The organism is Galbibacter sp., from assembly GCF_048266365.1.
Classification (GTDB): domain Bacteria; phylum Bacteroidota; class Bacteroidia; order Flavobacteriales; family Flavobacteriaceae; genus Galbibacter.
This window is the reverse complement of record NZ_JBLWZP010000002.1, coordinates 367,872-391,776: the sequence shown is the minus strand read 5'-3', so window position 1 is coordinate 391,776 and position 23,905 is coordinate 367,872. Positions and strand designations below refer to the sequence as shown.

Genomic DNA, 23,905 nt, shown 5'->3' with positions numbered 1-23,905 from the left:
TTAACATGGTGTGTTTAAGCAATTCCAATTGAATTTTAAGCTTAGCTTCAATATCTGTTGTCTATTGCTATCATTGTAAAAAGCCTATATTGGGCATAGATTTTCTATGTATATATCATTATTTATTTGAAATTTCGAGATATTGTGTTAAATTGTGAAAGTTTTGAAATATGTTATATTTATCGTTAATTGAGATTTATTTCGTGATAAATGAGGTTATTTTAACTAAAGATGTTATTTTAGACATTTCTAATTAATTTAAAACTTTATATCATGAAAAAACTAATATTTACTTTGGCAAGTGTAATTGTATTGACAATCTTAAACTCATGTGCTCACGATGAGAGTACATCCCAAATTGATAACCTATATGCAGTGGACCGCAAAAATGTTGAAAGACCCGGAGACCAAGGTAAGGAGCCTTCATCAGTCGACAGAAGAAACGTTGAAAGACCAGGAGACCAAGGTCAAGAGAAATCGGTCGACAGAAGAAACGTTGAAAGACCAGGAGACCAAGGAGAGACTCAGTCTGTTGATCGCAGAAATGTCGAAAGGCCTGGTAACCAAGGTGGGAATTAGAATATTCGCAAGTTTTTTGGTGGCTCTATCTGGTTTGATTTTATTTTCGGATAAGGTTACTACTTTTGGCATAACAAGTAATTTCGGATTTAAGGACACTCAAACGTTTATTTGGGCGCTATCTCAATCTTTTTCGCCACTGATATTAATTCTTGGAAGTTGCTTTAAGCCTTTTCGAATTGCGTATACGATTCCTGGATATATTTATTTTATCCAAATTTATTGGGTATTTCATCCTGAAATAAAATTTGACGATGTGTTTTTGCAAATTTACGCTATCGGATTCGTTTCTGGTTTTACGACCCTAATTATTGTAATAAACTACATGTTCCAGGGTGAAAGAGAAGAAGAATTGGAGTACCATTCTAGATTGGAACATTATCTTGATCTCCAAAAGCCAGTTGCAAAAGCGACAGAATAGGCAGAGAACGGAGGTTAAAATGAGATCATAAATTAAAACAAAAAAAAAGGGAAGTGCTACAGACTATAAGCACCGCCCTTTTTTATTTCAAGAAATACTTTCTTTAAAATTAAAGCGACTTGAAGACTGATTTTAGGTCTTCTTTTAAGTCCTCTATGTCTTCAAGACCTATGGATAGTCTAATAAGATCTTGAGATACTCCAGCAGCTTTTTGATCTTGCTCGCTCAATTGTTGGTGCGTTGTACTTGCAGGATGTATAACCAATGATTTGGTGTCTCCAATGTTTGCAAGTAGGGAGAAATATTTGGTGTTATTTGCAACCTTCTTAGCTGCTTCGAATCCGCCCTTTACTCCAAAGGTAAGTATACCACTTTGACCTTCAGGTAAGTATTCTTTAGCAAGGGCGTGGTATGGACTGCTTTCCAATCCTGGATAGTTTACCCATGATACCTCTTGTTGTTCTTGAAGCCATTTCGCTAAGCTCAATGTGTTTTTACTGATTTTCTCCATTCTGATACCTAAGGTTTCTAATCCTTGAATGATCTGGAATGAGTTATAAGGACTAATGGCGGCACCTAAATCTCTTAAACCTTCAACCCGAGCTCTTGCTATAAAAGCAGCTGGCCCTAATGCATCGTGGTAAACTAAACCATGGTATCCAGGAGATGGTTGGGTGAATTCAGGGAATTTACCACTGCTCCAATCAAAGGTACCTGCATCGATAATCGCCCCCCCAATTGAAGTACCGTTTCCTCCGATATATTTGGTTAGGGAATGAATCACAATGTTTGCCCCGTATTCAAAAGGCTTTAACAAGTAAGAAGTCGCTACGGTGTTATCGACGATCAAAGGAATTTTATTCTCTTTAGCAATCTGTGCGATGGCTTTAATGTCAAGGACGTCCAATTTAGGATTTCCAAGAGATTCTATAAAGATAGCTCTGGTGTTCTCCTGAATGGCGTTTTGGAAATTAGCAGTATGTGAAGGATCAATAAAGCTTGTTGTAATTCCAAATCTTGGTAGGGTTACCCCAAATAAATTATAGGTACCTCCATATAAACTACTAGAAGAAACGATATGATCGCCACTCTTTAGTAGTGTTAGGATGGTGGTCGAAATCGCTGCCATGCCAGATGCGGTGGTAACAGCACCAATACCGCCTTCCAAAGCAGCTAACCGTTGCTCTAAGATGTCGTTGGTTGGGTTGTTTAGACGCGTGTATATATAACCTGCTTCAGATAGGTTAAACAGGTTGGCTGCATGATCAGCATCGTTAAACACGAAAGAAGTCGTCTGATAAATTGGTACTGCCCTAGTACCTCCATGGGCAGTAACATCATGGCCTCCATGTACTGCTGTGGTAGAAAATTTTGATTCGCTCATAATGGATTCAATATGTTTAATTGTTATAATAAATAAAAAAAGTCCCCAAACAATGAGGACTCTATATGTGTTCTATTAAAAGCACAACATTATATAGCCCCTGCAAGGTAGGACAAGCACATATAAATGTAATGTTTAAAAGTCGTTAATTTCATTATTAATGGAATGATTGACAAATGTATTTATTTTTTTCAAATGCAACAAATCCATCGATTTAATAGATTAAAGAAATCTATATTTTTTAATGCTTTTTTTGAAGTATTATAGGTGTGAGACTCTAATGTTTAGGGAGTTTCCGCCCTAGAAGAATAACTTTTCGGTCAGCTGGAAGCATAAGGGGTTACTGTCTTTATCACAATTTTCGCTAAAAACAAAGGTTTTTTTCTTCAAATCCATAATATACCACGGCCCATTCTGTTGTGATCCTTTTTGAATTTATGGCCTTCTAAGGATGCTTTTTAGTACTATTCTACAAATTATCTGGATGGGATAGTTTTGAGTTTTTAGTGTATTTTCTCAGGTTTACCCACTTATTGTTTGTTAAGTGGGTAATATAGTATTAGTATGTGCTAATATTTAAATAAATTTTAATATTCATAATCATAAATTTACAAGTGTTAAACTAACACGTATTTGGAGCGTCATATTAGGTTTTGTTTAATATGTTGTATCTATTTAAAAACTAACGAATTAACCTGTAAAACTATTGATTATGAAACAAACCAATTCATTTGAAGACATCGGGAGCGGGGAGTATTTTACTGCTTATAAATGGCTTTTTTTAGTTGTTTTTCTTTTGATGTCATTTACTTCAATGGCTCAAATCGGGATTCAGGGTAGCGTGAATGACCCTAATGGAATTCCCATTGCTGGAGCATCAGTAATAATAAAAAACACTTCTATTGGAGTGGTTACTGATTTTGACGGAAAATTTAACCTAAGTGTAATTTCAACCAATGCCGTTTTGACGGTTTCCTATATTGGTTTTGAAACTTATGAAATTAAGGTAGGGAATCAAACCAATTTTAATGTGGTTTTGGAAGAAAACTTACAAGAACTTGATGAAGTTGTTGTCATCGGGTATGGTACTCAGAAAAGGGCCGATGTGACCTCTGCAGTATCTACTGTTAAAGCTGAAGACTTTGTCAAAGGGAATGTAAAAGATGCCGCTCAACTTATTCAAGGTAAGGTGGCCGGGCTTACAATATCTGCACCTTCAGGAGATCCCACCGAAGGAACGCAGATAAAATTAAGAGGGGTGTCTTCATTAACTGGAGGTACAGCCCCTTTAGTTTTGGTTGATGGCGTTCCAGGAAGTCTAAGTACCGTAGCTCCTGAGGATATTGCAACTATTGACGTTCTAAAGGATGGTTCTGCGACCGCAATTTACGGAACCCGTGGTACGAATGGTGTAATTATAATCTCAACAAAACAAGGAAATTATAATGAGCGTCCTACTATTGAATATAGTGGTTATTCTTCGTTGTCAACTATTTCAGAACAAATGGATTTTTTGGATGCAGATCAACTGCGTGAGAAATTTGCGCAGGGTTATGAATTTACGGGTGCAAACCTGCAAGACTTTGGGCATAGTACAGATTGGCTGGATGAAATTACTCGGGATGCAGTTAGTCAGATACATAATTTGATTTTTAGAGGTGGAAATGATGCCACTAATATCACTGCTTCGATCAACTATAGAGATTTAGAAGGTATTTTTCTAAAATCAGAGACCGAAAAATACACCGGTCGTATCAGTGTAAATCACGCAATGTTTGACAACAAATTAAAAACCAATATAGCAGTTATTGCCAGTGAACAGGTATTCAATGCTTTGGGTGATGGAACTAGTTTTGATCCTTATATCTACCGACAAGCCATTATTAGAAACCCTACCGAACCAGTATATGATGAGAACGGGAATTGGAATGAGCGTGATGTGTATTTCTATGACAATCCCGTAGGATATATTGAAGAGACCATAGGGGAGAATCGCTACAGAAATTTGCGTTTTGATTTTAGTATGAGTTATGACTTTAATGATAATCTAACGCTAAAAGGACTCTATACGCGAAAAGGGAATTCAAATATTCGCGGTTTCTACAGAACTAAGAAACACGTCTCAACGGTCAAATACGGGCAGGATGGTTTTGCCTCCAGAGGTACTGATGAATATAGAGGGAACTATGGTCAAATCACCTTTGACTACGATCAGAAGTTTGGTAAACATAGTATTAGTGCAATGGCAGGGTATAACTATGAAGATAATGTTAACGAAGGATTTTGGGCAACCAACCGCAGGTTTCCCACCGATGGATTTAATTATAATAATATTGGAGTTGGACAGGGCTTAGAACTTGGAGAGGCCGGTATGGAAAGTTATAAAAACTCCGATAAATTAATCGCCTTTTTTGGAAGGGTAACGTATAACTTCGATGATCGTTATTTGCTGTTAGCTAGTTTACGACATGAAGGTTCATCACGTTTTGGAAAGGATAATAAATGGGGTAGCTTCCCTGGTATATCTGCAGGATGGCGTATCGACCAGGAGTCCTTTATGGAGGATGTAACTTGGGTGGATAACCTAAAACTAAGAGCAGGATACGGGGTGACTGGGATTAATGCCGGATCAAATTACCAATCCCTCAGTGGACTCACCTATGGTGATTACTTTTTAAACAACGGTAATTGGATCCGTGAATTAGTACCTTCTCGAAATGCTAACCCTAACCTTGCTTGGGAGAAGAAAAAAGAGGTGAATTTCGGATTAGATTTTGGTTTTTTAAACCATCGGATTAGTGGAACTGTTGATTATTACCAAAGAACCACAGATGGAGCTTTATTTAATTATAGTGTTCCAACACCTCCATATTTTTACCCAACTATAGCGGCTAATGTTGCTGAGCTTAAGAATTCGGGATTAGAAGTGTTACTTACCCTGGTGCCCTTTGATAATGAACATTTTAATTGGACATCCAACATGACTTATTCTACCAACTCTAACGAGGTGGTGTCACTTTCTAATGATGAATTTCAGTTGACTAACGATTTCTTCTACCAAGGTTATACAGGAGAACCTATTCAAATCGAGACCCACAGAGTGAAGGAAGGAGAACCCATCGGGAACTTCTATGGGCTTAAGAGTGTTGATATTACTGACGATGGTGTTTTTTTAATAGAGACTCCTGAAGGAGAAATAATTCCCGCAACGGAGTCGTCCACTGATGATCGTCAGGTATTGGGCAATGGTCTTCCAAAGGCATATTTCAGTTGGAATAACTCAGTTTCTTATAAAAACTGGGATCTTAATGTGAATTTGAGAGGTGCCTTGGATTATCAAATTTTAAATTTCTCTCGTATGTTTTATGAAAACCCTACGGTAAGTTACAACGTTCTCGATACTGCTTTTGACAAAGTATATGGTAAGGCCGTACTAAATGATGTACAGCGTTATGTGAGTCATTATGTAGAAGACGGAGATTTCTTAAAAATAGACAATGTAACCCTTGGGTACACACTTCCCAAGGATGCTTTGAAATTCACCAATAACTTTAGAATTTATCTGTCAGGATTAAATTTGGCCACTTTCACAAAATACAAAGGTATTGACCCGGAAGTGAATAGAAATGGTTTATCTCCAGGAAACGATGAAAGGGACAAATATCCTTCTACCAGAACATTTACACTAGGAATTAATTTTACCTTATAAATTATAGTCAGATGAAAAATAGAACAAAAAACATAACCTCTGCTTCTTTGAAAATGTTCAGTTTTGCTATAGTATTTGCTATCGTAGCGGCAGGCTGTACAAATCTTGAAGAGGAGGTATATTCAGAAGTTACAGAGGACTCATTTGTCCCCGCGGAATCTGATATTATTGCCGTTATGGCTTCCGCCTATACACCCCTTAGATACATTATGGGATGGCAGGGTTGGTTTGATTTACAGGAAGAATCAGCGGATATTATTGTAACACCTACTAGACCTAACGGTTGGGATGATGGTGGAACCTATAAACGTATGCATTTTCACAAGTGGGATAATTTACAATGGCAACCCACAAATACTTGGGTAACTTGTTTTAGTGGAATCAACAGTGCCAATAGGGTTATTCTTCAGATTGAATCTGGAGTCTTACCTGTTACAGAGGAACAAGCTTTGAGCATAGCTGCAGAAATGAGAGCTTTGCGCGCCCTGTATTATTCCATGCTTTTGGATACTCATGGTAATGTTCCAATTATCTCTAGTTATGGTGATGAGCTTCCGGTTCAAAACACCAGAAGAGAGGTTTATGATTTTGTAGTGTCTGAACTCACGACCGTAATTCCTTCACTTTCAGAAACTGTTGATAGGTCTACCTATGGACGTATGACCAAATGGGCGGCTTATCATGTACTGGCTAAGGTATATTTGAATGCTGAGGTGTATTCTGGTGACCAACAGTGGGACAAAGCCATTGCTGCATGTGATCAAATTATAAACAGCGGACAGTTTTCGCTCTCGCCCACATACACGGAGATATTTGATGCTCAAAATGAAGATAATTCCGAGATGGTTTTTGCTGTGCCATATGATCAAATCTATGCACCTGAGTTTGGTGAACACATGAAGATGTTGTTGCCGGATCACCGATCTGTTTTTAATATGGAAGCTCAGCCATGGGGAGGTTCAAGCTGTAATCCTCAATTCATTGATACTTACCAAGAAGGGGATAAACGTTTAGATGACACTTGGCTGATGGGAGATCAGATCAATGCTGTTGATGGTAGTGTGGTAATGACTTTGGTTAAGGAAATGCCTAGTATCTACAATTGTACTTTTACACAAGGTTTTAGACTTGGGAAATATGAAATTGAATCCGGAGCTACAGCGTCGCTTAACAATGACTTTCCATTTTTAAGATATACCGAGGTTTTGATGATTAAAGCGGAATCTTTACTTAGAATCGGAAGAGCTGCAGAGGCAGCAGTTTTGGTTACCGATGTTCGAAACAGATCCTTTGATAATCCTGCGGATGCAGCGGTAACAGGAGCTGAATTGCAAGGAAATACAACTTGGCACTATGGAACCTTAGCTGAAGATGGTAGTATTGACCAACTTGGTGATCAGTCCGTGGTTCAGTACGGTCGCTTTCTAGACGAACTAGGGTGGGAATTCGCAGGAGAAGCACATCGTAGAACAGATTTGATTCGATTTGGAGTTTTCCAAACTAAAAACTGGTACAACCACATTCCTCAGGGCGATCATACTATTCTTTTCCCTATAGGACTTGAGCAATTGAATACCAATACGAATTTAGAGCAAAACCCCGGGTATATTCAGTAATATTAAATTAATTGATGTTAGATAGATTATTAATTGTTAGAAGAAGGCGAATGGTTTTTAATCATTCGCCTTTAAATTTAACCGGAAGGTGATAATTGTTATTAGAATTGAGTTCTGTACTGAGAGGGTGTTATTCCCTTAAGTTCCTTAAATTTTCTATTGAAGTTTGTGATGTTTTGAAAGCCACATAACTCTGATACCGTAGCTATGGACATCTCACTGTTTTTATAAAGTAATTTACAAGAGTTTTCGATACGCATTTCAATTAGGAATTGAAAAAAGGTTTTATTTGTTCTCTTTTTGAAATATCTGCAGAACGCATTTTTGGTCATATTTGCCTTAGTGGCAACTTCTTCCAAAGTGATCTGGTTGTGATAATTTTCCATTGCATGTTCAAGCACTTCTCGCATGCGTTTACCTTCATCATCTGTATATTTTTTTCCATAGACAAAAGAAGACAAGGGTTTGTAATCTAGAATAAGGGATTGATCAATTATTTTTAACAACGATGCTATGCGTTCAATTTTACTTTGTCCGCGCAGACGCTTGAATATAGCTACAATTTTTTCGTGGTTACGGGATATTTTCATGCCATATTGCGCATGGGTGAAAAAATCTTGTGTTTTTTCCATATCACTAATTTGAAAGAAACCTTTTCCAAAAGCTTCTTTAGTGAAAAATAGGGTGAACATAACAGAATCAGAGCTAGACTCTGGGTCGCTTTTAAAGACATGAGGGATGTTTCCACCGATAATCAGAATGTCATTGGCATTGTAGGTGTTAATAGAATCTCCAACGATCAATGTACCGCTCCCTTTTTGGATATAACTTATTTGAAGTTCTTCATGTTGATGAAGCTTGTCATAAAAATATAATCCACGATCCTCTTGATACACCAGTGCTTCTTGCTTAGGTTTGGGTATTTTAAAAGGCAATACTTTCATGGTCTTTAATGTTTTAATCATCATCGTTGGCTTTTGATTATTATATATATGATTTTAATACTTTAGTGTTTCGGCTCTTAGGGGTGCCGAGTAAATTTAATACACCGTTTGTTAGAAATTTTTAATTGATCCATTTTATATCATAATACCTAAATAAATATACAATAATAGTAAAATGGGTTAATATAATATGAATTTTTGTTAATATTCTTCAAGATAATGAATGGGATTTTATATAGTTTTAATCTTATGGATATAAGGAATAATAGTCTCGAAAAAATATGTGTTTCTTTAACACTTTTATTTGTGGTAACAACTTCTGCTCAGGGTAGCTTAGAGGATTATAAGCGTTCTGTAGCAGTGGACAGTTTGTTTAAAAATACGGTGTATAATTCGCCGAAGGATTTTCATTGGCTGAATGATCAGGTGTTTTGGTATATGAACAATACAAAGAAGGGATTACGATACATAAAAATTAATGCCAAGTCCAACACTCGGAGTATGGCGTTTGATCATTCCAAAATGGCAAATAGTTTATCAGAATTTCTAAAAGAAGACATCGCCGAGGATGCTATTAGAATTCGAGATCTAGAGGAAGATCAGACAAATAACACGCTTAAATTTAAAGTCGATAAATTGGAGCTTTTATGCCATTTGGCCACTTATAAAATAAAACTCCTTGATAGTCTCGATCAAAAGAAACCAACAAGGTATTGGGGAAATAAGGCAGATGAAGTAGACCTTAAACCCATTACCTCTAAGGATGGTAAATTCTCTGCTTTTATAAAGAACTATAATGTATACGTGAAAAATCTGGAGACAGCTCTGGAGCAACAATTGAGTTTTGACGGTTCTGCAGCGTTTTATTATTCTTCTCATATAGTTTGGTCCCCGGACAGTGAAAAGTTAATGGCCTACAAATACAGACCATCACAGGATCACAAGATTTACTTTGTGGAATCCAGCCCTGATGATCAACTACAACCCAAGCTGCAGTCTAGGGATTATCTTAAGCCTGGTGATCAGGTTGCATTTAGGAGTCCTCAATTATTTAACGTTATTTCCGGCGAGCACATAGAGGTTCCTACAACCGAATTTAATCGGCAGTATCACTTGAACAACTTCCAATGGCGTGATGACAGTAGTGGTTTTACCTTTGAGTACAATCAAAGAGGGCATCAACGCTATAGCGTTATTTTTGTGGATGCAAATCAGGGTGATGTTAAGGTATTGATCGATGAATTAAGTCCAACCTTTATAGATTACAGTTCAAAAAAATATCGGAAAGATGTGGCCGGTGGAAATCAAATTATATGGGCATCGGAAAGGGATGGCTGGAATCATTTATACCTCTATGATGGTCGCAGTGGTAAACTGATTCGTCAGATTACAAAAGGGGATTGGCCGGTGAGAGAGGTTGTGAAGGTGGATCAGAAAAACCAACATATTTATTTTATCGCGAGCGGATTGGACAAGGATCAAGATCCTTATTTCAAACATTATTGCAGAATTGACTTTGATGGGAAAAACTTTAAACGTTATACGGTGGAGAACGGAAATCATAAGGTATTTTTCTCAGAGGACAACAGCTATTATGTGGACCAGTATTCTAGAGTGGATATGCCACCAGTTACAGTTTTGAAAAATGCAAAAGGCAAGGTTATTCAGAAACTTGAAACAGCAGATATTTCAGAATTAAACGCCACCGGTTGGAAAGCTCCAGAGGTGTTTACAGCAAAAGGGCGTGACGGAGAAACAGATATTTGGGGTATTATTATTCGTCCTACAAATTTTGATCCTTCCAAATCGTATCCAGTAATTGAATATATCTATGCTGGACCTCATGATTCTTTTGTGCCTAAGAGTTTTCAGAGCCATTATTGGTCCATGTCTTCTTTGGCAGAACTTGGATTTATCATGGTTCAGATAGATGGTATGGGAACTTCAAATCGCTCCAAGGCATTTCATGATGTGTGTTGGAAAAACCTAAAAGATGCCGGTTTCCCTGATCGGAAATTATGGATAACAGCAGCTGCACAACGGTACCCATATATGAATATCGAAAAGGTTGGAATCCGCGGAACTTCTGCAGGTGGACAAAACGCAGGAGCTGCTCTAGTTTTTCATCATGACTTTTATGATGTGGCTGTAGCATCCTGTGGTTGTCACGATAATCGCATGGATAAAATATGGTGGAACGAACAGTGGATGGGGTACCCTATTGGACCTCAATATGAAGCCTGCTCTAATGTTGTTCATGCCAATCAAATGGAAGGTGATTTAATGTTAATGGTAGGGGAGCTGGATGATAATGTTGATCCTGCATCTACATTTCAATTTGCCAATGCTCTAATTGAATCAGGTAAGGATTTCGAACTGGTAGTGATTCCAGGTATGGGACATTCCTCAGGAGGTACTTTCGGCGAACGTAAGCGCAAGGATTTCTTTGTAAAGAAATTATTAGGAGTTGACCCTCCGTCTTGGGAGGAGATATACCCTAAAAACGAAAATTTACAGAATTAAACTAAAACTAATTAAATGAAGCTAGCTAATTTATTTACACTTATCATATGGAGTCTTTGTTGGTTACATACCTTTGGATTAAAGGCTCAGGAAGGTGATCAGATTCTGGATGGGATTGGAGAAACGGCCTTAACAGCCCGTTACGTTTTCGATGAGAATCTAAGGGATTGGTCACGAAATAATCTTCATGCCGAGTTACAAGGTAGTGAAGTAGTTTTTGCGGATGATGCTGTTTTTGGAAAAGTATTGTCCTTGCAGAGCGCTGATAAGAACTTCATCAAACTTCCTGGAGCATTAATAGGTGCTGAGGAATCTTTGACCATTTCAGGGTGGTTTTTATCAGATTCTGAGCAGACCTTAAGTTTATTAGATTTTGGTGTTAATACAAAGAATCATTTTTCAATAGGACTTTCCAAGGGTAATTTAATTGCTGAGGTAATTGCAGATGGTAATCAAATACAAACAAAAAAACAAGGCTTGAAGTTAAATAATTGGCATCACTTTGTAGTGATCTTTAATATTGTTAAAAGTGATTTTGAGCTTTATGTGGATGGGAAATTAGAGGAAACTACAACTATAACTAATATAGCTTTAAACCAAGTGTTTGATTTGAGTAATACCAAGAACAATCAATTTTATATTGGACAATCGCTGTATGGGAGTGAAAGAAAGGGAGATGTAAAGCTTCATGATTTTAGAATGTATCATGTTGCTTTGAGTGCACAACAGGTAGAGCGGATATATCACACTGCTTTACAAGGGGAAGCTGTGGTAAATGAGCGTCAAGAAAATGAAGATAAATTACCAGGTTTCCATGCGCAAACACCTGAGCTTTATATTGCGTACTTGAAAAGCGTTGAGGATATCCAGGTTCGTACTAATGTAGGAGAACTACCGCGATTACCAGCCTATTTAGACGCACAGTACAACACAGGGGTTGACAACACTAAAGTTCGTGTTATATGGCCTACGCCAGAGGATAATCACAAGGTTCAACAAGAAGGGACTTATACTCTTGTCGGCAGAATTTCAGGTTCACCATTACAACCTAAGGCAACAGTTACCGTAAAACAAATGCCCATCAAGGCTCCCCAACGTATTTTAGAACCCTTTAAATTAAGCCAGGTACGATTAAACAAAGGCCCCCATGGAGAGCAGACCAAGTTTATTGAGAACAGGGATAAGTTTATTGGCGCTTTAGCACAAACCAATTCAGATTCATTTTTATACATGTTTCGAAATGCTTTTGGGGTAGAGCAACCACATGGAGCAGAGCCTTTAGGGGTTTGGGATTCTCAAGAAACCAAACTAAGAGGGCATGCTAGCGGGCATTACCTTAGTGCAATTGCCCAAGCCTATGCCAGTAGTACCTACAATAAGGAACTTCAGGATGTGTTTGCAAAAAAGATGGAGTATATGGTTGAAACCTTATACGATTTATCAAAATTATCTGGTGAGCCTAAAACTCCAGGAGGAGATTTTGTTTCAGATCCCAGAGAGGTACCTTTTGGACCTGGGAAATCCGGCTATGACTCTGATTTAAGTGAACAAGGGATTAGAAATGATTATTGGAATTGGGGGAAGGGCTATATTAGTGCCTACCCACCAGATCAGTTTATCATGCTAGAAAGGGGTGCCACTTATGGTGGTCAGAACGATCAAATATGGGCGCCTTATTATACGCTACACAAGATACTTGCAGGACTGTTAGATATCTATGAAATTAGCGGAAACAAAAAAGCACTAGTTGTTGCACAGGGTATGGGAGACTGGGTTGCTGCTCGAATTGGCGAGCTCCCAACACCAACCCTTATTAGTATGTGGAATCGCTATATCGCTGGGGAATATGGCGGGATGAATGAAGTTATGGCCCGCTTGTATCGCCTTAGTGGAACTGAGCCCTATCTTGAGGTTGCTACTTTGTTTGATAATATAAAAATGTTTTATGGTGATGCCCAACATACTCATGGTTTGGCCAAGAATGTAGATACATTTAGAGGTTTACACGCCAACCAACATATTCCACAAATTGTTGGGGCTTTAGAAATGTATCGTGATACCGATGTAGTGGAGTATTTCAAAATTGCAGACAATTTCTGGTTTAAAACTACCCATGATTATATGTATAGTATTGGAGGGGTTGCAGGAGCACGGAATCCTGCAAATGCAGAGTGTTTTCCAGCACAGCCGGCCACCCTGTATGAAAATGGATTTTCTTCCGGCGGTCAGAATGAAACCTGTGCAACCTATAATATGTTGAAACTTACCAGAAATTTATTCTTTTTTGAGCCCAAGGCTCAGTTGATGGATTATTACGAACGTGGACTGTACAATCATATACTGGCTTCCGTAGCTAAGGATAGTCCAGCTAACACCTATCATGTGCCTCTTTTGCCAGGATCAGTGAAACACTTTGGTAATCCTGATATGAAAGGGTTTACCTGTTGTAATGGTACGGCCATTGAAAGTAGCACCAAGCTTCAGAATTCCATTTATTTTAAAAGTAAGGATAATAAAAGCTTGTATGTTAATCTTTTTATTCCCTCTAGACTTGATTGGACTCAGCGTAATATTCAAATTGATCAGATCACCTCCTTTCCAAATGAAGATCATACGACTTTAAAGATTAAAGGTAAAGGGAGTTTTGAACTAAAAATCAGGGTTCCAAGTTGGGCAACAAATGGGTTTTATGTCAAAATCAACGGTAAAGAAATTGATCTCGAAAGTAGCCCTGGAAGCTACGTAAGTATCAATCGCAAATGGAGAAATGGCGACACTATTGAAATTCGTATGCCTTTTGAATTTAGATTGGAGCCGGTGATGGATCAACAAAACATTGCCAGCTTGTTCTATGGTCCTGTTCTACTTGCAGCTCAGGAAGACGCACCAAGAACCGAGTGGCGTAAAGTAACTTTTGATGCCCAACATTTAGGGAAGTCCATTCAAGGTGATCCATCTACTTTAGAGTTTAATTATAAGGGTATAGTGTTTAAACCTTTCTATGAAACCTATGGGCGTCATTCGGTGTATCTGGATGTGAGTCTGGACTAAGACCTTTTGGAAGCAGCAGTAAGCCTTGGTGAAGATCGTCGATAGCAAAGTATATCTTTGATTGACACAAATCATCAAAGGTATCTCTAGTAGCTAATCTAAGAAAAGGATCAATAGTCCGAACCCCAAGGGATTATTCCATTAGTCCAACTGACGGGATGTTCTATGGTAAAGTGAAAATTAAGAAGATGTCCAAATTGAGTATACAATTTGTATCAGAAACAATCTGCCTTTAGATGTGCCAAAGCAAAGCACTTCTAAAATGTGTTTAAATTAAACAAGCTAACTAATTGATAATCATAACAATGAAATACAGCTACTCAAAGAATTATCTGGTATTTATGATAGTTTTAATGTGTTCAATAGGTCTGAACGCACAGCAATATTGGGATAAAATTAAAAGCCGGAAAGCAACTCTTGGACTCGAACAAGGCTATTCTAAAGTTGAGACCGCGAACTTTACATTAAAATTAGTTAATAGCTCTCAAACTGTTGCAGGTTTATTTGCCAATGGTGAAGAGGGATTTGATTTTACACCAGGGGAACGTATAGAGATTCGTGATAAGGATAGTCTGTATCATCTAGGGGATATTAATATAACGCTTAGGACTAATGAAGGGTCGTGGAATTCTTATTCTTCGGCCTACCACAGAGCGAGGGTTACGCCACTTTTGGCTCATGGGGATGTTTTAGCTGCTTCGGATTTGGCAAACACATTTCCTGAGCGCATGCCCGTGAATATCAAGCGTTATTACCAAGAAGATCATGGGGACTTGGTTTTGAGGTTCGTGATCACGAATACTTCAAATACAACAGTAGAATTGGGAGCTCTTGGAGTGCCTATGGTTTTCAACAATATACTTGAAGGAAAATCCTTGGATGAAGCTCATGCAGATAATGTGTTCTTTGACCCCTATATCGGCTTGGATGCTGGTTATCTAGAAGTGAAGCATCTTCATGGAAAAGGAAAAGCATTATTGGTAATCCCAAAGGAGAATATGCCTTTTGAGGCGTATCGTCCATTATTAGACGATCTGACCCCAAGGAGTATTGTCTTTGAGGGCTTCCATGAATGGATGGCACTGAGCAAATCATATGCTGAAAATCAGTGGAAGGGAGTACAACAGTGGAACACACCAACTTCTGCTTTTTTAAAGCCAGGAGAGGCTAAAGAATTTGCGCTTAAGTTTACCCTGGCCAACGATCTGAGATCGATTTCGGAACGTCTGGTTGATCATCATTTGCCTGTAGCAGTTGGAATCCCAGGTTATGTACTACCAATGGACGTTGAAGGTAGCCTGTTTTTAAAATGGCCTAGTCCTATTGAATCCATTAAGGTAACACCTGAGAACGCTTTAACGATCTCACCAAGTGAGATTCTTAAAAATGGATATACCAAGTATGCTGTGGCGCCACAGAAGTGGGGACGAGCTCGGGTATCCATCGTATATGAGGATGGAAAGCAACAAACTATACACTACAAGGTCATCAAATCCGAGGAGGATGTGGTTAGTGATATGGGAAATTTTTTAACCACCGAGCAATGGTTTGATCAAAAGGATGATCGCTTTAATAGAGCTCCTTCGGTAATTTCTTATGATTATCAAATGAAAAGACAACAAACACAAGACAGCCGAGCTTGGATTGCCGGGCTCAGTGATGAAGGTGGTGCAGGTAGCTGGCTTGCTGCAATGATGAAGCAATATGTTCAGCCTGACCAAAATCAGATGGATAAAATGACAAGCTTTGTACACCAAACGATGTGGGGTGGCATTCAGTACAATTCAGGGAAAAACAAATATGGTGTAAAGAAAAGTATGTTCTATTACCAATCTGATAGCCTTCCAAAAGGGACTTATAATGATAGTATAAATTACAATACCTGGGCGGCTTGGGATCACAAGCATGCCAATGACCCTGGACGGTCATACAATTATCCTCATGTGACCGCTGCCTATTGGGTACAATACCGTTTAGCACGATTTCACAACAAAATGGTTGATACACAATCTTGGGATTGGTATTTAAAACAGGCATATCATACGGCTATGGCCATGACCGAGCTCGCTCCATATTACGCACAATTCGGGCAGATGGAAGGGACAATATTTCTCGAAGTTCTTATGGATTTGAAGCGAGAAGGTATGGATACCATTGCTGCTACTTTGGAGGAAGCAATGAAGAAAAGAGCTGATCATTGGAAGTCACTTAATTATCCTTTTGGAAGTGAAATGCCATGGGACTCTACAGGTCAAGAAGAGGTGTTTATGTGGTCGGATTATTTTGGTTATGATCAAAAAGCAACAATTACTTTAAATGCCATATTGGCTTATATGCCGACTATGCCACATTGGGCGTATAACGGTAATGCCAGACGCTATTGGGATTTCTTATATGGAGGAAAACTATCTCGAATTGAACGGCAAATTCATCATTATGGATCGGCACTTAATGCCATACCGGTTTTAAAAGCTTATCAGAATTCTCCAGATGATTTATATCTTTTGAGAATTGGTTATGGAGGAAGATTAGGAGCGATTGCGAATATCACCCAAGATGGATTCGCTCCAGCAGCATTTCACTCCTTTCCAAGTACTTTGGAGATCGACTACCTTTCTGGTGATTACGGTTCTGGATTTTTCGGATATGCGATAAATTCAGCGGCATATTTGATCAATTCTGAAACTTTCGGTTGGCTAGGTTTTGGTGGTAATATTACTAAGCAAGGCAAGAAAGTAGAGATGACCCTTACAACGGCATCTAAAAATCAAGTTTTTATTGCTGCGGAGCAATTGCTGATTACTTTAGATGCTGGTACCATTCATAGTGTGGAATATGATACCAAAAAAAACCGTATTAAACTTAATCTAGATCCTGAAAGTGAGCATACCCCTACTGCATACTTGAGCGCCAATAAAGAAATTAAACTTCCCTTTACTCAAGAAAGAGGTAGGTACAAAATTCCATTGGGTAAAAGTAAAACAAGCATCGAAATAGCATTGTAGATTCCACAATTAGATTAGAAATAATGGGTTGTAAATTTTAAGTGCTCCTGAAATACTTTTGAGCCCTTAAGCTACTTACTGTGTTGTTAGGAAGCTTTCTAATTAGCGGTGAAAATTTATATATTTATGACCTTGATCATAGAAATTTGATTTTGTTGTTTCTAATTTTATGCGCAAAATTGAATGCAATAACTATGGATCTTTCCCAAAAAATAGCAGAATTAAAAAAGAAGAAAAATGCTGTAATTCTGGCACATTATTATCAATCTACCGAAATTCAAGAAGTCGCTGATTTTGTTGGTGATAGTCTAGGGCTATCACAACAAGCTATTTCTTCTAATGCAGAGATTATAGTTTTTGCAGGCGTTCACTTCATGGCAGAGACTGCTAAGATTTTAAATCCTTCAAAAAAGGTGTTGTTACCCGATCTTGCTGCGGGCTGTTCTTTGGCAGACTCTTGTCCGCCAGAAGCTTTTAAAAAAGTAATAGATCAACATCCTGATCATGTTGTAATTACCTATATCAACTGTGCTGCAGAGATAAAAGCGATGAGTGATCTGGTTTGCACCTCTTCAAATGCGGAACAAATCGTCAATTCCGTTCACAGAGATGTGCCCATATTATTTGCACCTGATCGGAACTTAGGAAAGTATATTCAAAAAAAGACCAATAGGGAAATGTTACTTTGGGATGGATCATGTATTGTCCATGAGGCATTCTCCTTTGACAAATTAATGAAATTATATCAGTCTTATCCAGGTTCTAAAATAATTGCACATCCGGAGTCTGAATCTCATATTTTGGAAACAGCTTCCTATGTGGGTTCCACGGCTGGAATGATAAGGTATGTAAAAGAAAATCCTACCTATGACTATATTGTTGCCACTGAAGCAGGAATTCTTTACAAAATGCAACAAGAGGTGCCTACTACGCTTTTAATCCCAGCACCTGCCGAGGAAGATAATCATTGCGCCTGTAGTGAATGTGCGTTTATGAAGTTAAATACTTTGGAAAAGCTCTACAATTGCTTATTAAATGAAACTCCTCAAATTGATATCCATCCAAGTGTACAGCAAAAAGCGATTGCACCCATACTTCGAATGTTAGAATTATCCTAAGCCATGATACATACAAATTTCCTAATCATAGGCTCGGGTGTTGCAGGTATGACCTTGGCCATCAAATTGGCAGAATATTTTCCATCTAAAACAATAACAATAGTCACAAAGGTAGGTGAATCCAATACTCGTTTTGCGCAAGGTGGGGTTGCAGTGGTGCTGGATAAAGACCAGGATTCTTTTCAAAAACACATAGATGATACCTTAAGAGCTGGTGATGGTTTGTGTGATCTGAAAGTGGTACAACAGGTTGTCAAACAAGGACCTATACGTGTAAATGAACTTCTAGCATGGGGAACGCGATTTGATCGAGATCCCAATGAAGAATTGCTGCTTTGCAGAGAAGGAGGACATACCCAGCACCGGATCGTACATCACTTAGACGCTACGGGTCGCGAAATAGAACGTGCATTAACCAAGAAAATTCAAGCTCTTGAAAACATTAAAGTTCTAGAACACTGTTTTGCCATCGATTTACAGACCAGAATCTCAAGTGATGATGGCAAACAAGTCTCAGTAACAGGAGCCTATATCTTCAATCAGAATTCCCTAAAAATCTTTTTTATTCAAGCTCAAACTACAACCATGGCAACCGGTGGAATAGGGCAGTTGTATGCACATACCACCAATCCTTCAATTGCAACCGGAGATGGTATTGCGATGGCCCTTAGAGCCAAGGCTGAGGTTAGTGCTATGGAATTTATCCAATTTCATCCTACGGTCTATTTCGAGAAGGGTTCGGGAACATCTTTTTTAATATCTGAAGCAGTCCGCGGACATGGAGCTTATCTTAGAAATTCAAAAGCTTATCGATTTACACTTGATTATGATCCCAGAGGTGAACTAGCCTCACGAGATATCGTGTCCAGAGCGATACATTCAGAATTGGTATTGTCCAAAGAGAAATGTGTCTATTTAGACTGTACCCATCTTGACCATGAAGAATTTAAAAAGCAATTTCCTACCATTTATGATACCTGTTTACAAAGAGGCATAGATGTTTCAAAGGACTGGATCCCTGTAGTGCCAGCAGTTCATTATTTATGTGGCGGTATTGTCGTGGACCCCCAAGGGAAAACCAGCTTGATGAATTTATTTGCTTGTGGAGAATGTTCCAGTACTGGTCTTCACGGAGCAAACCGTTTAGCTTCGAACTCTCTCTTGGAAGCCTTAGTGTATGCCCATTCTATATTTGATTTTCATCGAGAGAATTTTTCTGAAGATCATGATCTTGTAGCTCCCATTCAAAATAGAGCTACTCCTTTTAGGTTCGTTGAGGAATCTGAAGGGGTTCAACAAAAAATTGTACAGCTTCAGCTTATAATGTCTGAGAATGCCGGAATTGTTCGCAGTACAGATCAACTTATACGGACTAAAAAAAGACTTCAAAAGCTCATCAGTAAAGTTCAAATAAGCCATTTTAAGGTGTCGGTAAATACAAAACTCTGTGAGTATCGTAATATGCTTATAGTCGCTCAATCAATTATAGACCAGTCTATTGCTCGAAAAGAAAACAAAGGAGGCTATTTCAATAGTCAACTTTAGCGCTTATTTTGATTGAATTTTAAATTTGGACTTCGTAGTCCCTTAAATGCTATTGGGTTTGTTTTTAGTGCTATTTCATACATTTATGGCATGAAATCAACCATAGATGAAATAGAAAAGCGCTTTGATAAAGACGTTGAACGTTTTTCAAACTTAGATACTGGACAGGCAACAACCTTAGATGCTGCTCATAATTTAGAACTCATAACAGCTGCCATAGCAAGGCATTATCCTTCTGGGATTTCAGTGTTGGATGTTGGTTGTGGTGCTGGGAATTACAGTGTGAAGCTTGCTCAAAAAGTCTCAGATATCAATTACACCTTATCAGATTTGAGCAAAGCTATGCTCGATAGAGCAACACAACGACTAAGCGGTTTAACCAAAGGAAAGGTGAGTGCTGTTAAAGGAGATTTTAGAAATCAGTCACTTGGAGAATGTCAATACGATGTCATTATTGCTACGGCCGTATTACACCATCTTCGTGATGATGAGGATTGGGAAACTTCGTTTAAAAAGCTCCATTCACTTTTAAAACCTGGAGGAAGTATTTGGATTTTCGATTTGGTGGAGCAAAACACCAAGTCTATGCAGCAGTATATCTATAGTGACCTATACGGAGCTTATCTAACAGGTTTAAAGGACGAAAACTACAGGGATGATGTCTTTGCTTATATTCTCAAAGAAGATACTCCTAGGAGTCTTATTTATCAGTTGGATTTAATGCAAAGAGTTGGTTTTTCTTCCATTGATGTGTTACACAAAAACTTGTGTTTTGCCTCTTTCGTAGGTTTTAAATAATGCTAGATAAACTTTAATGATTTCCTTTAGGTTTTACATTGTTGTGTTTGGATAGGGTGTGTCTGCTTGCTTCAATAGTATTCCAGCTGTCTTTGAAGAGTTGCATAAATGAAAGGGTGAGTACTACGGTTGTTGCCAGACCCATAAGGAAGATTGTCAACAATAACATGCCGTTAGTTGCGGACCATTCAAACTCCCACTGCTTCATAAAAACTTGCGTAAAGTTTGGATTCAGCGCAGTGATATAAAGGACGGAAAACAGGGTGAAAATAACCGTTGCAGTAAAACCAGTGCCTATTCCTACAGCAAACCCGAATTGATACTTAAAGTCTTCCTTTTCGATTTTCTTTACCCTCCGGATGGCTAGAAAAATACCCGCTGCGGTAATTACGATATTTAGAATACTGTAAACAGCCTGCGTGTGTAGGTCTATCATTGCCAATAAAAGGAAGTAAATAATTAATACTGCACCAGTGATAATTCCGTACTTCAATGCTGTTTTTTGAACTTCCATGGTTAGTGTTTTAATTAAATTTAATACAAATTATAAATTTTTAAAAAAAATAGTAGTGTAGGATGACTATAATTTTGTTTAAATTCCAAACGGTTCCCATTTTTTAACAATTCATCACCTCTCTTTAAGTCTTTTCGTGGTTTAAAAACTTACCATTTGGATTAATATTCTTTTTTGATCTCTAAATGCTCTCAATTATAGATTCCCTTTTGTAGTGTTTCTGTTTTATCAGGAGATGTGTTGGTGTATTCTTAATTTGTTTATGCTTTGATGTATTGCTATCATTGGAGTTAAATGGCTTTTCACCCCAATGGTTGTGTTCTAAAAAGTATTCAATTTGTATCCCAAAAGTACTCAAATGTAACCCTAATGTAATCCTGGAGGCTTTAGGCTTTTAAAACCATTTTGATACCTTGTGCCGAAAAATAATTAATCAATGAGCCTAAGCCTATTTTGGCTACAAAGAACAACACTTGAAATCATTAGATGTGATATCATTATTAGATATTTTGGGATGTTAACAGTCTTAATTGGGGTATTGATTTGTTTTTGAATCTGCAATGGTTAAAGTTTTTTAATAGTAAATATTATAGATTTAAATGTCAGACGCCTTTAGTTTAGAAGGAAACACACGTGAAGAACTATTAATTTCCGCTAAAGGATGACTTAGAATATTGCCAAAGATCTGCAATTTACAGGTATTAAATCACTAATAAAGACGATGAGAAATGTATTTGATGCTCTAAAAGATGGAACTAAAAATTAATTGAATTAAAGATAAGAGTCGACTGATTAATCTCAGTTGACTTGGGTTGGTTGGTTAAACTATCTGCCAATATTTATTGGCGGATAGTTTTTTAAATGTCGATCTGATTTTAGTAGTGTAGTCTAGGGCTCATAGAATTAAATATTAATCAAAACTAGTTATATACCTTTCCTTATTTAAACTGATTTTAGATCGGGAAATTAATTCCATTGCAATATGAATTATTTAAAATGTAATCTCCTCTTTTTTATCATTTTGGCTTTGTTTTCGAGTTGTTCCCAGGAAAAGGAATTACCTACAAATCCAAACATTGTTTTTATCATGTCCGATGACCATGGTTACCAGGCTATAAGTGCCTACAATGACAAATTAATTCAAACTCCGAATATAGACCGTATTGCTAATGAGGGGATGTTGTTTACCAATGCTTCGGTAACCAATGCGATATGTGCCCCTTCAAGAGCGGTTATTTTGACAGGTAAGCATAGTCACATGAATGGTAAAATTGATAATCTTAGTGCTTTTGATACTACTAATGTAACCTTTCCTCAACTGCTTCAAAAGGCGGGCTATCAGACTGCAATGTTTGGAAAATTACATTTTGGAAACAATCCTGAAGGCTTCGATGAATTTAAGATTCTACCAGGGCAGGGAAGTTATTACAATCCTGATTTTATTACGAACAAAGGGGATACGACGATTGTAGGTTATGTCACTGATATTATCACGGATTTGACTATTGATTGGTTAGATCACAGACGTGATCCAGAAAAGCCATTTTTATTGATGTATTTGCACAAAGCGCCACATCGTGCATGGTTACCTGCTGAACGTCATTTGGATGAATATACCCACAAGACCTTTCCACTTCCAGGGACTCTCTTCGATGATTACAAACGAAATGCTACCGGTGAAAATATAAGCTCAGGTGACTTGAAGAAGGGTGTGAATTTAAATCCATATAGTATTGCTTCACGTCAAGCAGAGATGGGTATTAAAAAGCATATGACTTTAGGGTACGACAATAAAATTTATACACAAACACTTGTTGATCTGGGGATTAAAGAACCTTATATGAATAGTGACCCGACCTCAAGGATGAACCAGGAACAACGTACCGCATGGAAACAGGCCTATGATCCGATTAACAAATCGTTTAAAGAAGCGTATTCTGAAATGAATGACTCCATGTTGACCGTGTGGAAATACCAACGCTATATGCAGGATTATCTAGGAACCATTGCCTCAGTTGATGAGAATGTTGGTAGATTACTTGATTATCTTGAGACTAATAATCTTAGTGAAAATACAATAGTGGTTTACACCTCTGATCAAGGGTTCTTTTTAGGTGAACACGGATGGTTTGATAAAAGGTTCATGTATGATGAATCCTTTAAAACTCCTTTGTTAATTAAATGGCCTCATAAAATAGAAGCAGGGATTACAGAGGATGAAATGGTGCAAAATCTAGATTTCGCTCAAACCTTTTTAGAGGTTGCAGGGGTTACGGCTCCTGAAGATATGCAGGGTAAAAGTCTTGTTCCATTATTAACAGGATCAGATGAGATCTGGGATAGGGATGCCGTGTATTACCATTATTATGAGTATCCAGCAGAACACAGTGTGAAAAGACATTATGGTATTGCAACTAAGAAGTATAAATTGATCCATTTTTATTATGATATTGATCAGTGGGAACTCTATGACAGAAAAAATGATCCAAATGAGCTCCACAATGTTTATCACGACCCAGCGTATGCAGATGTGGTAGCAATGATGAAAGAAAAATTACAACAGGTACGTGAGAAGTACAAAGACTCAGAGGAGAAGGATCACCGCTTTATCGAATTATACAAAGCAAAAATTAACGCTAAGTAAACTGTTTTATCCTAAAGCAATCATGAAAGTGTTGTAGGGCTATCCGGGAGAGAT

At 37.9% G+C, this 23,905-nt stretch carries 14 protein-coding genes; 11 read left to right on the top strand and 3 right to left on the bottom strand.

Annotated elements, in window-relative coordinates:
• The first annotated feature begins 273 nt into the window (after positions 1–273).
• Both ACN0TV_RS04670 and ACN0TV_RS04665 read left to right on the top strand, forming a co-directional pair.
• A complete protein-coding gene (locus ACN0TV_RS04670; RefSeq protein WP_417360605.1) occupies positions 274–579 on the top strand; it encodes a hypothetical protein in 306 nt (101 codons plus the stop codon).
• Positions 569–1,000 carry a hypothetical protein gene (locus ACN0TV_RS04665; protein ID WP_417360603.1) on the top strand — a complete coding sequence of 144 codons (432 nt, stop codon included), beginning with the start codon at positions 569–571 and terminating at the stop codon, positions 998–1,000. The genes ACN0TV_RS04670 and ACN0TV_RS04665 overlap by 11 nt, the downstream gene beginning before the upstream one ends.
• A gap of 109 nt (positions 1,001–1,109) precedes the next feature.
• On the opposite strand, the gene ACN0TV_RS04660 is transcribed toward ACN0TV_RS04665, so the two are convergent.
• Positions 1,110–2,384: an O-acetylhomoserine aminocarboxypropyltransferase/cysteine synthase family protein gene (locus ACN0TV_RS04660; protein ID WP_417360601.1), complete on the bottom strand. Its 1,275-nt coding sequence runs from the start codon at positions 2,382–2,384 to the stop codon at positions 1,110–1,112.
• 712 nt (positions 2,385–3,096) lie between these two features.
• On the opposite strand from ACN0TV_RS04660, the gene ACN0TV_RS04655 reads away from it, so the two are divergent.
• Both ACN0TV_RS04655 and ACN0TV_RS04650 read left to right on the top strand, forming a co-directional pair.
• Positions 3,097–6,093 (top strand): SusC/RagA family TonB-linked outer membrane protein, encoded by a 2,997-nt coding sequence (locus tag ACN0TV_RS04655; RefSeq protein WP_417360600.1) that lies wholly within the window; start codon positions 3,097–3,099, stop codon positions 6,091–6,093.
• Positions 6,094–6,104: 11 nt separating this feature from the next.
• Entirely contained in the window at positions 6,105–7,709 is a 1,605-nt protein-coding gene (locus ACN0TV_RS04650) for a RagB/SusD family nutrient uptake outer membrane protein (protein ID WP_417360598.1), read from the top strand.
• Between the two features lie 101 nt (positions 7,710–7,810).
• Here ACN0TV_RS04650 and ACN0TV_RS04645 read toward each other — a convergent pair whose 3' ends face one another.
• Complete coding sequence (locus ACN0TV_RS04645; protein WP_417360950.1) at positions 7,811–8,653, bottom strand: AraC family transcriptional regulator; 843 nt, start codon at positions 8,651–8,653, stop codon at positions 7,811–7,813.
• A gap of 249 nt (positions 8,654–8,902) precedes the next feature.
• Between ACN0TV_RS04645 and ACN0TV_RS04640 the strand changes: the two genes are divergently transcribed.
• The 6 genes from ACN0TV_RS04640 to ACN0TV_RS04615 all read left to right on the top strand — a co-directional run bounded on the left by ACN0TV_RS04640 (position 8,903) and on the right by ACN0TV_RS04615 (position 20,693).
• On the top strand, positions 8,903–11,176 hold the full coding sequence (locus ACN0TV_RS04640) for a DPP IV N-terminal domain-containing protein (protein WP_417360596.1): 2,274 nt from the start codon (positions 8,903–8,905) through the stop codon (positions 11,174–11,176).
• A gap of 15 nt (positions 11,177–11,191) precedes the next feature.
• Complete coding sequence (locus ACN0TV_RS04635; RefSeq protein WP_417360594.1) at positions 11,192–14,227, top strand: beta-L-arabinofuranosidase domain-containing protein; 3,036 nt, start codon at positions 11,192–11,194, stop codon at positions 14,225–14,227.
• A 305-nt stretch (positions 14,228–14,532) separates the two neighbouring features.
• A complete protein-coding gene (locus ACN0TV_RS04630; RefSeq protein ID WP_417360592.1) occupies positions 14,533–17,232 on the top strand; it encodes a DUF5695 domain-containing protein in 2,700 nt (899 codons plus the stop codon).
• Positions 17,233–17,426: 194 nt separating this feature from the next.
• On the top strand, positions 17,427–18,350 hold the full coding sequence (gene nadA / locus ACN0TV_RS04625) for a quinolinate synthase NadA (RefSeq protein WP_417360590.1): 924 nt from the start codon (positions 17,427–17,429) through the stop codon (positions 18,348–18,350).
• Positions 18,351–18,353: 3 nt separating this feature from the next.
• A complete protein-coding gene (gene nadB, locus ACN0TV_RS04620; RefSeq protein ID WP_417360588.1) occupies positions 18,354–19,895 on the top strand; it encodes an L-aspartate oxidase in 1,542 nt (513 codons plus the stop codon).
• Between the two features lie 90 nt (positions 19,896–19,985).
• The gene (locus ACN0TV_RS04615) at positions 19,986–20,693 is read left to right on the top strand and encodes a class I SAM-dependent methyltransferase (RefSeq protein WP_417360586.1); all 708 of its coding nucleotides are present in this window, start codon (positions 19,986–19,988) and stop codon (positions 20,691–20,693) included.
• 13 nt (positions 20,694–20,706) lie between these two features.
• Here ACN0TV_RS04615 and ACN0TV_RS04610 read toward each other — a convergent pair whose 3' ends face one another.
• A complete protein-coding gene (locus ACN0TV_RS04610) occupies positions 20,707–21,207 on the bottom strand; it encodes a DUF4199 domain-containing protein (protein WP_417360584.1) in 501 nt (166 codons plus the stop codon).
• A gap of 982 nt (positions 21,208–22,189) precedes the next feature.
• Between ACN0TV_RS04610 and ACN0TV_RS04605 the strand changes: the two genes are divergently transcribed.
• Complete coding sequence (locus ACN0TV_RS04605; RefSeq protein ID WP_417360582.1) at positions 22,190–23,851, top strand: sulfatase; 1,662 nt, start codon at positions 22,190–22,192, stop codon at positions 23,849–23,851.
• The last annotated feature ends 54 nt before the right edge of the window (positions 23,852–23,905 follow it).

Excerpts from the sequence above, each read along its gene's own strand:
- ACN0TV_RS04645 (WP_417360950.1), bottom strand. The coding sequence starts at position 8,653 with ATGAAAGTATTGCCTTTTAAAATACCCAAACCTAAGCAAGAAGCACTG.
- ACN0TV_RS04655 (WP_417360600.1), top strand. The coding sequence starts at position 3,097 with ATGAAACAAACCAATTCATTTGAAGACATCGGGAGCGGGGAGTATTTT.
- ACN0TV_RS04630 (WP_417360592.1), top strand. The coding sequence starts at position 14,533 with ATGAAATACAGCTACTCAAAGAATTATCTGGTATTTATGATAGTTTTA.
- nadB (WP_417360588.1), top strand. The coding sequence starts at position 18,354 with ATGATACATACAAATTTCCTAATCATAGGCTCGGGTGTTGCAGGTATG.
- ACN0TV_RS04650 (WP_417360598.1), top strand. The coding sequence starts at position 6,105 with ATGAAAAATAGAACAAAAAACATAACCTCTGCTTCTTTGAAAATGTTC.
- ACN0TV_RS04605 (WP_417360582.1), top strand. The coding sequence starts at position 22,190 with ATGAATTATTTAAAATGTAATCTCCTCTTTTTTATCATTTTGGCTTTG.
- ACN0TV_RS04615 (WP_417360586.1), top strand. The coding sequence starts at position 19,986 with ATGAAATCAACCATAGATGAAATAGAAAAGCGCTTTGATAAAGACGTT.
- ACN0TV_RS04670 (WP_417360605.1), top strand. The coding sequence starts at position 274 with ATGAAAAAACTAATATTTACTTTGGCAAGTGTAATTGTATTGACAATC.
- ACN0TV_RS04610 (WP_417360584.1), bottom strand. The coding sequence starts at position 21,207 with ATGGAAGTTCAAAAAACAGCATTGAAGTACGGAATTATCACTGGTGCA.
- ACN0TV_RS04635 (WP_417360594.1), top strand. The coding sequence starts at position 11,192 with ATGAAGCTAGCTAATTTATTTACACTTATCATATGGAGTCTTTGTTGG.
- nadA (WP_417360590.1), top strand. The coding sequence starts at position 17,427 with ATGGATCTTTCCCAAAAAATAGCAGAATTAAAAAAGAAGAAAAATGCT.
- ACN0TV_RS04640 (WP_417360596.1), top strand. The coding sequence starts at position 8,903 with ATGGATATAAGGAATAATAGTCTCGAAAAAATATGTGTTTCTTTAACA.
- ACN0TV_RS04660 (WP_417360601.1), bottom strand. The coding sequence starts at position 2,384 with ATGAGCGAATCAAAATTTTCTACCACAGCAGTACATGGAGGCCATGAT.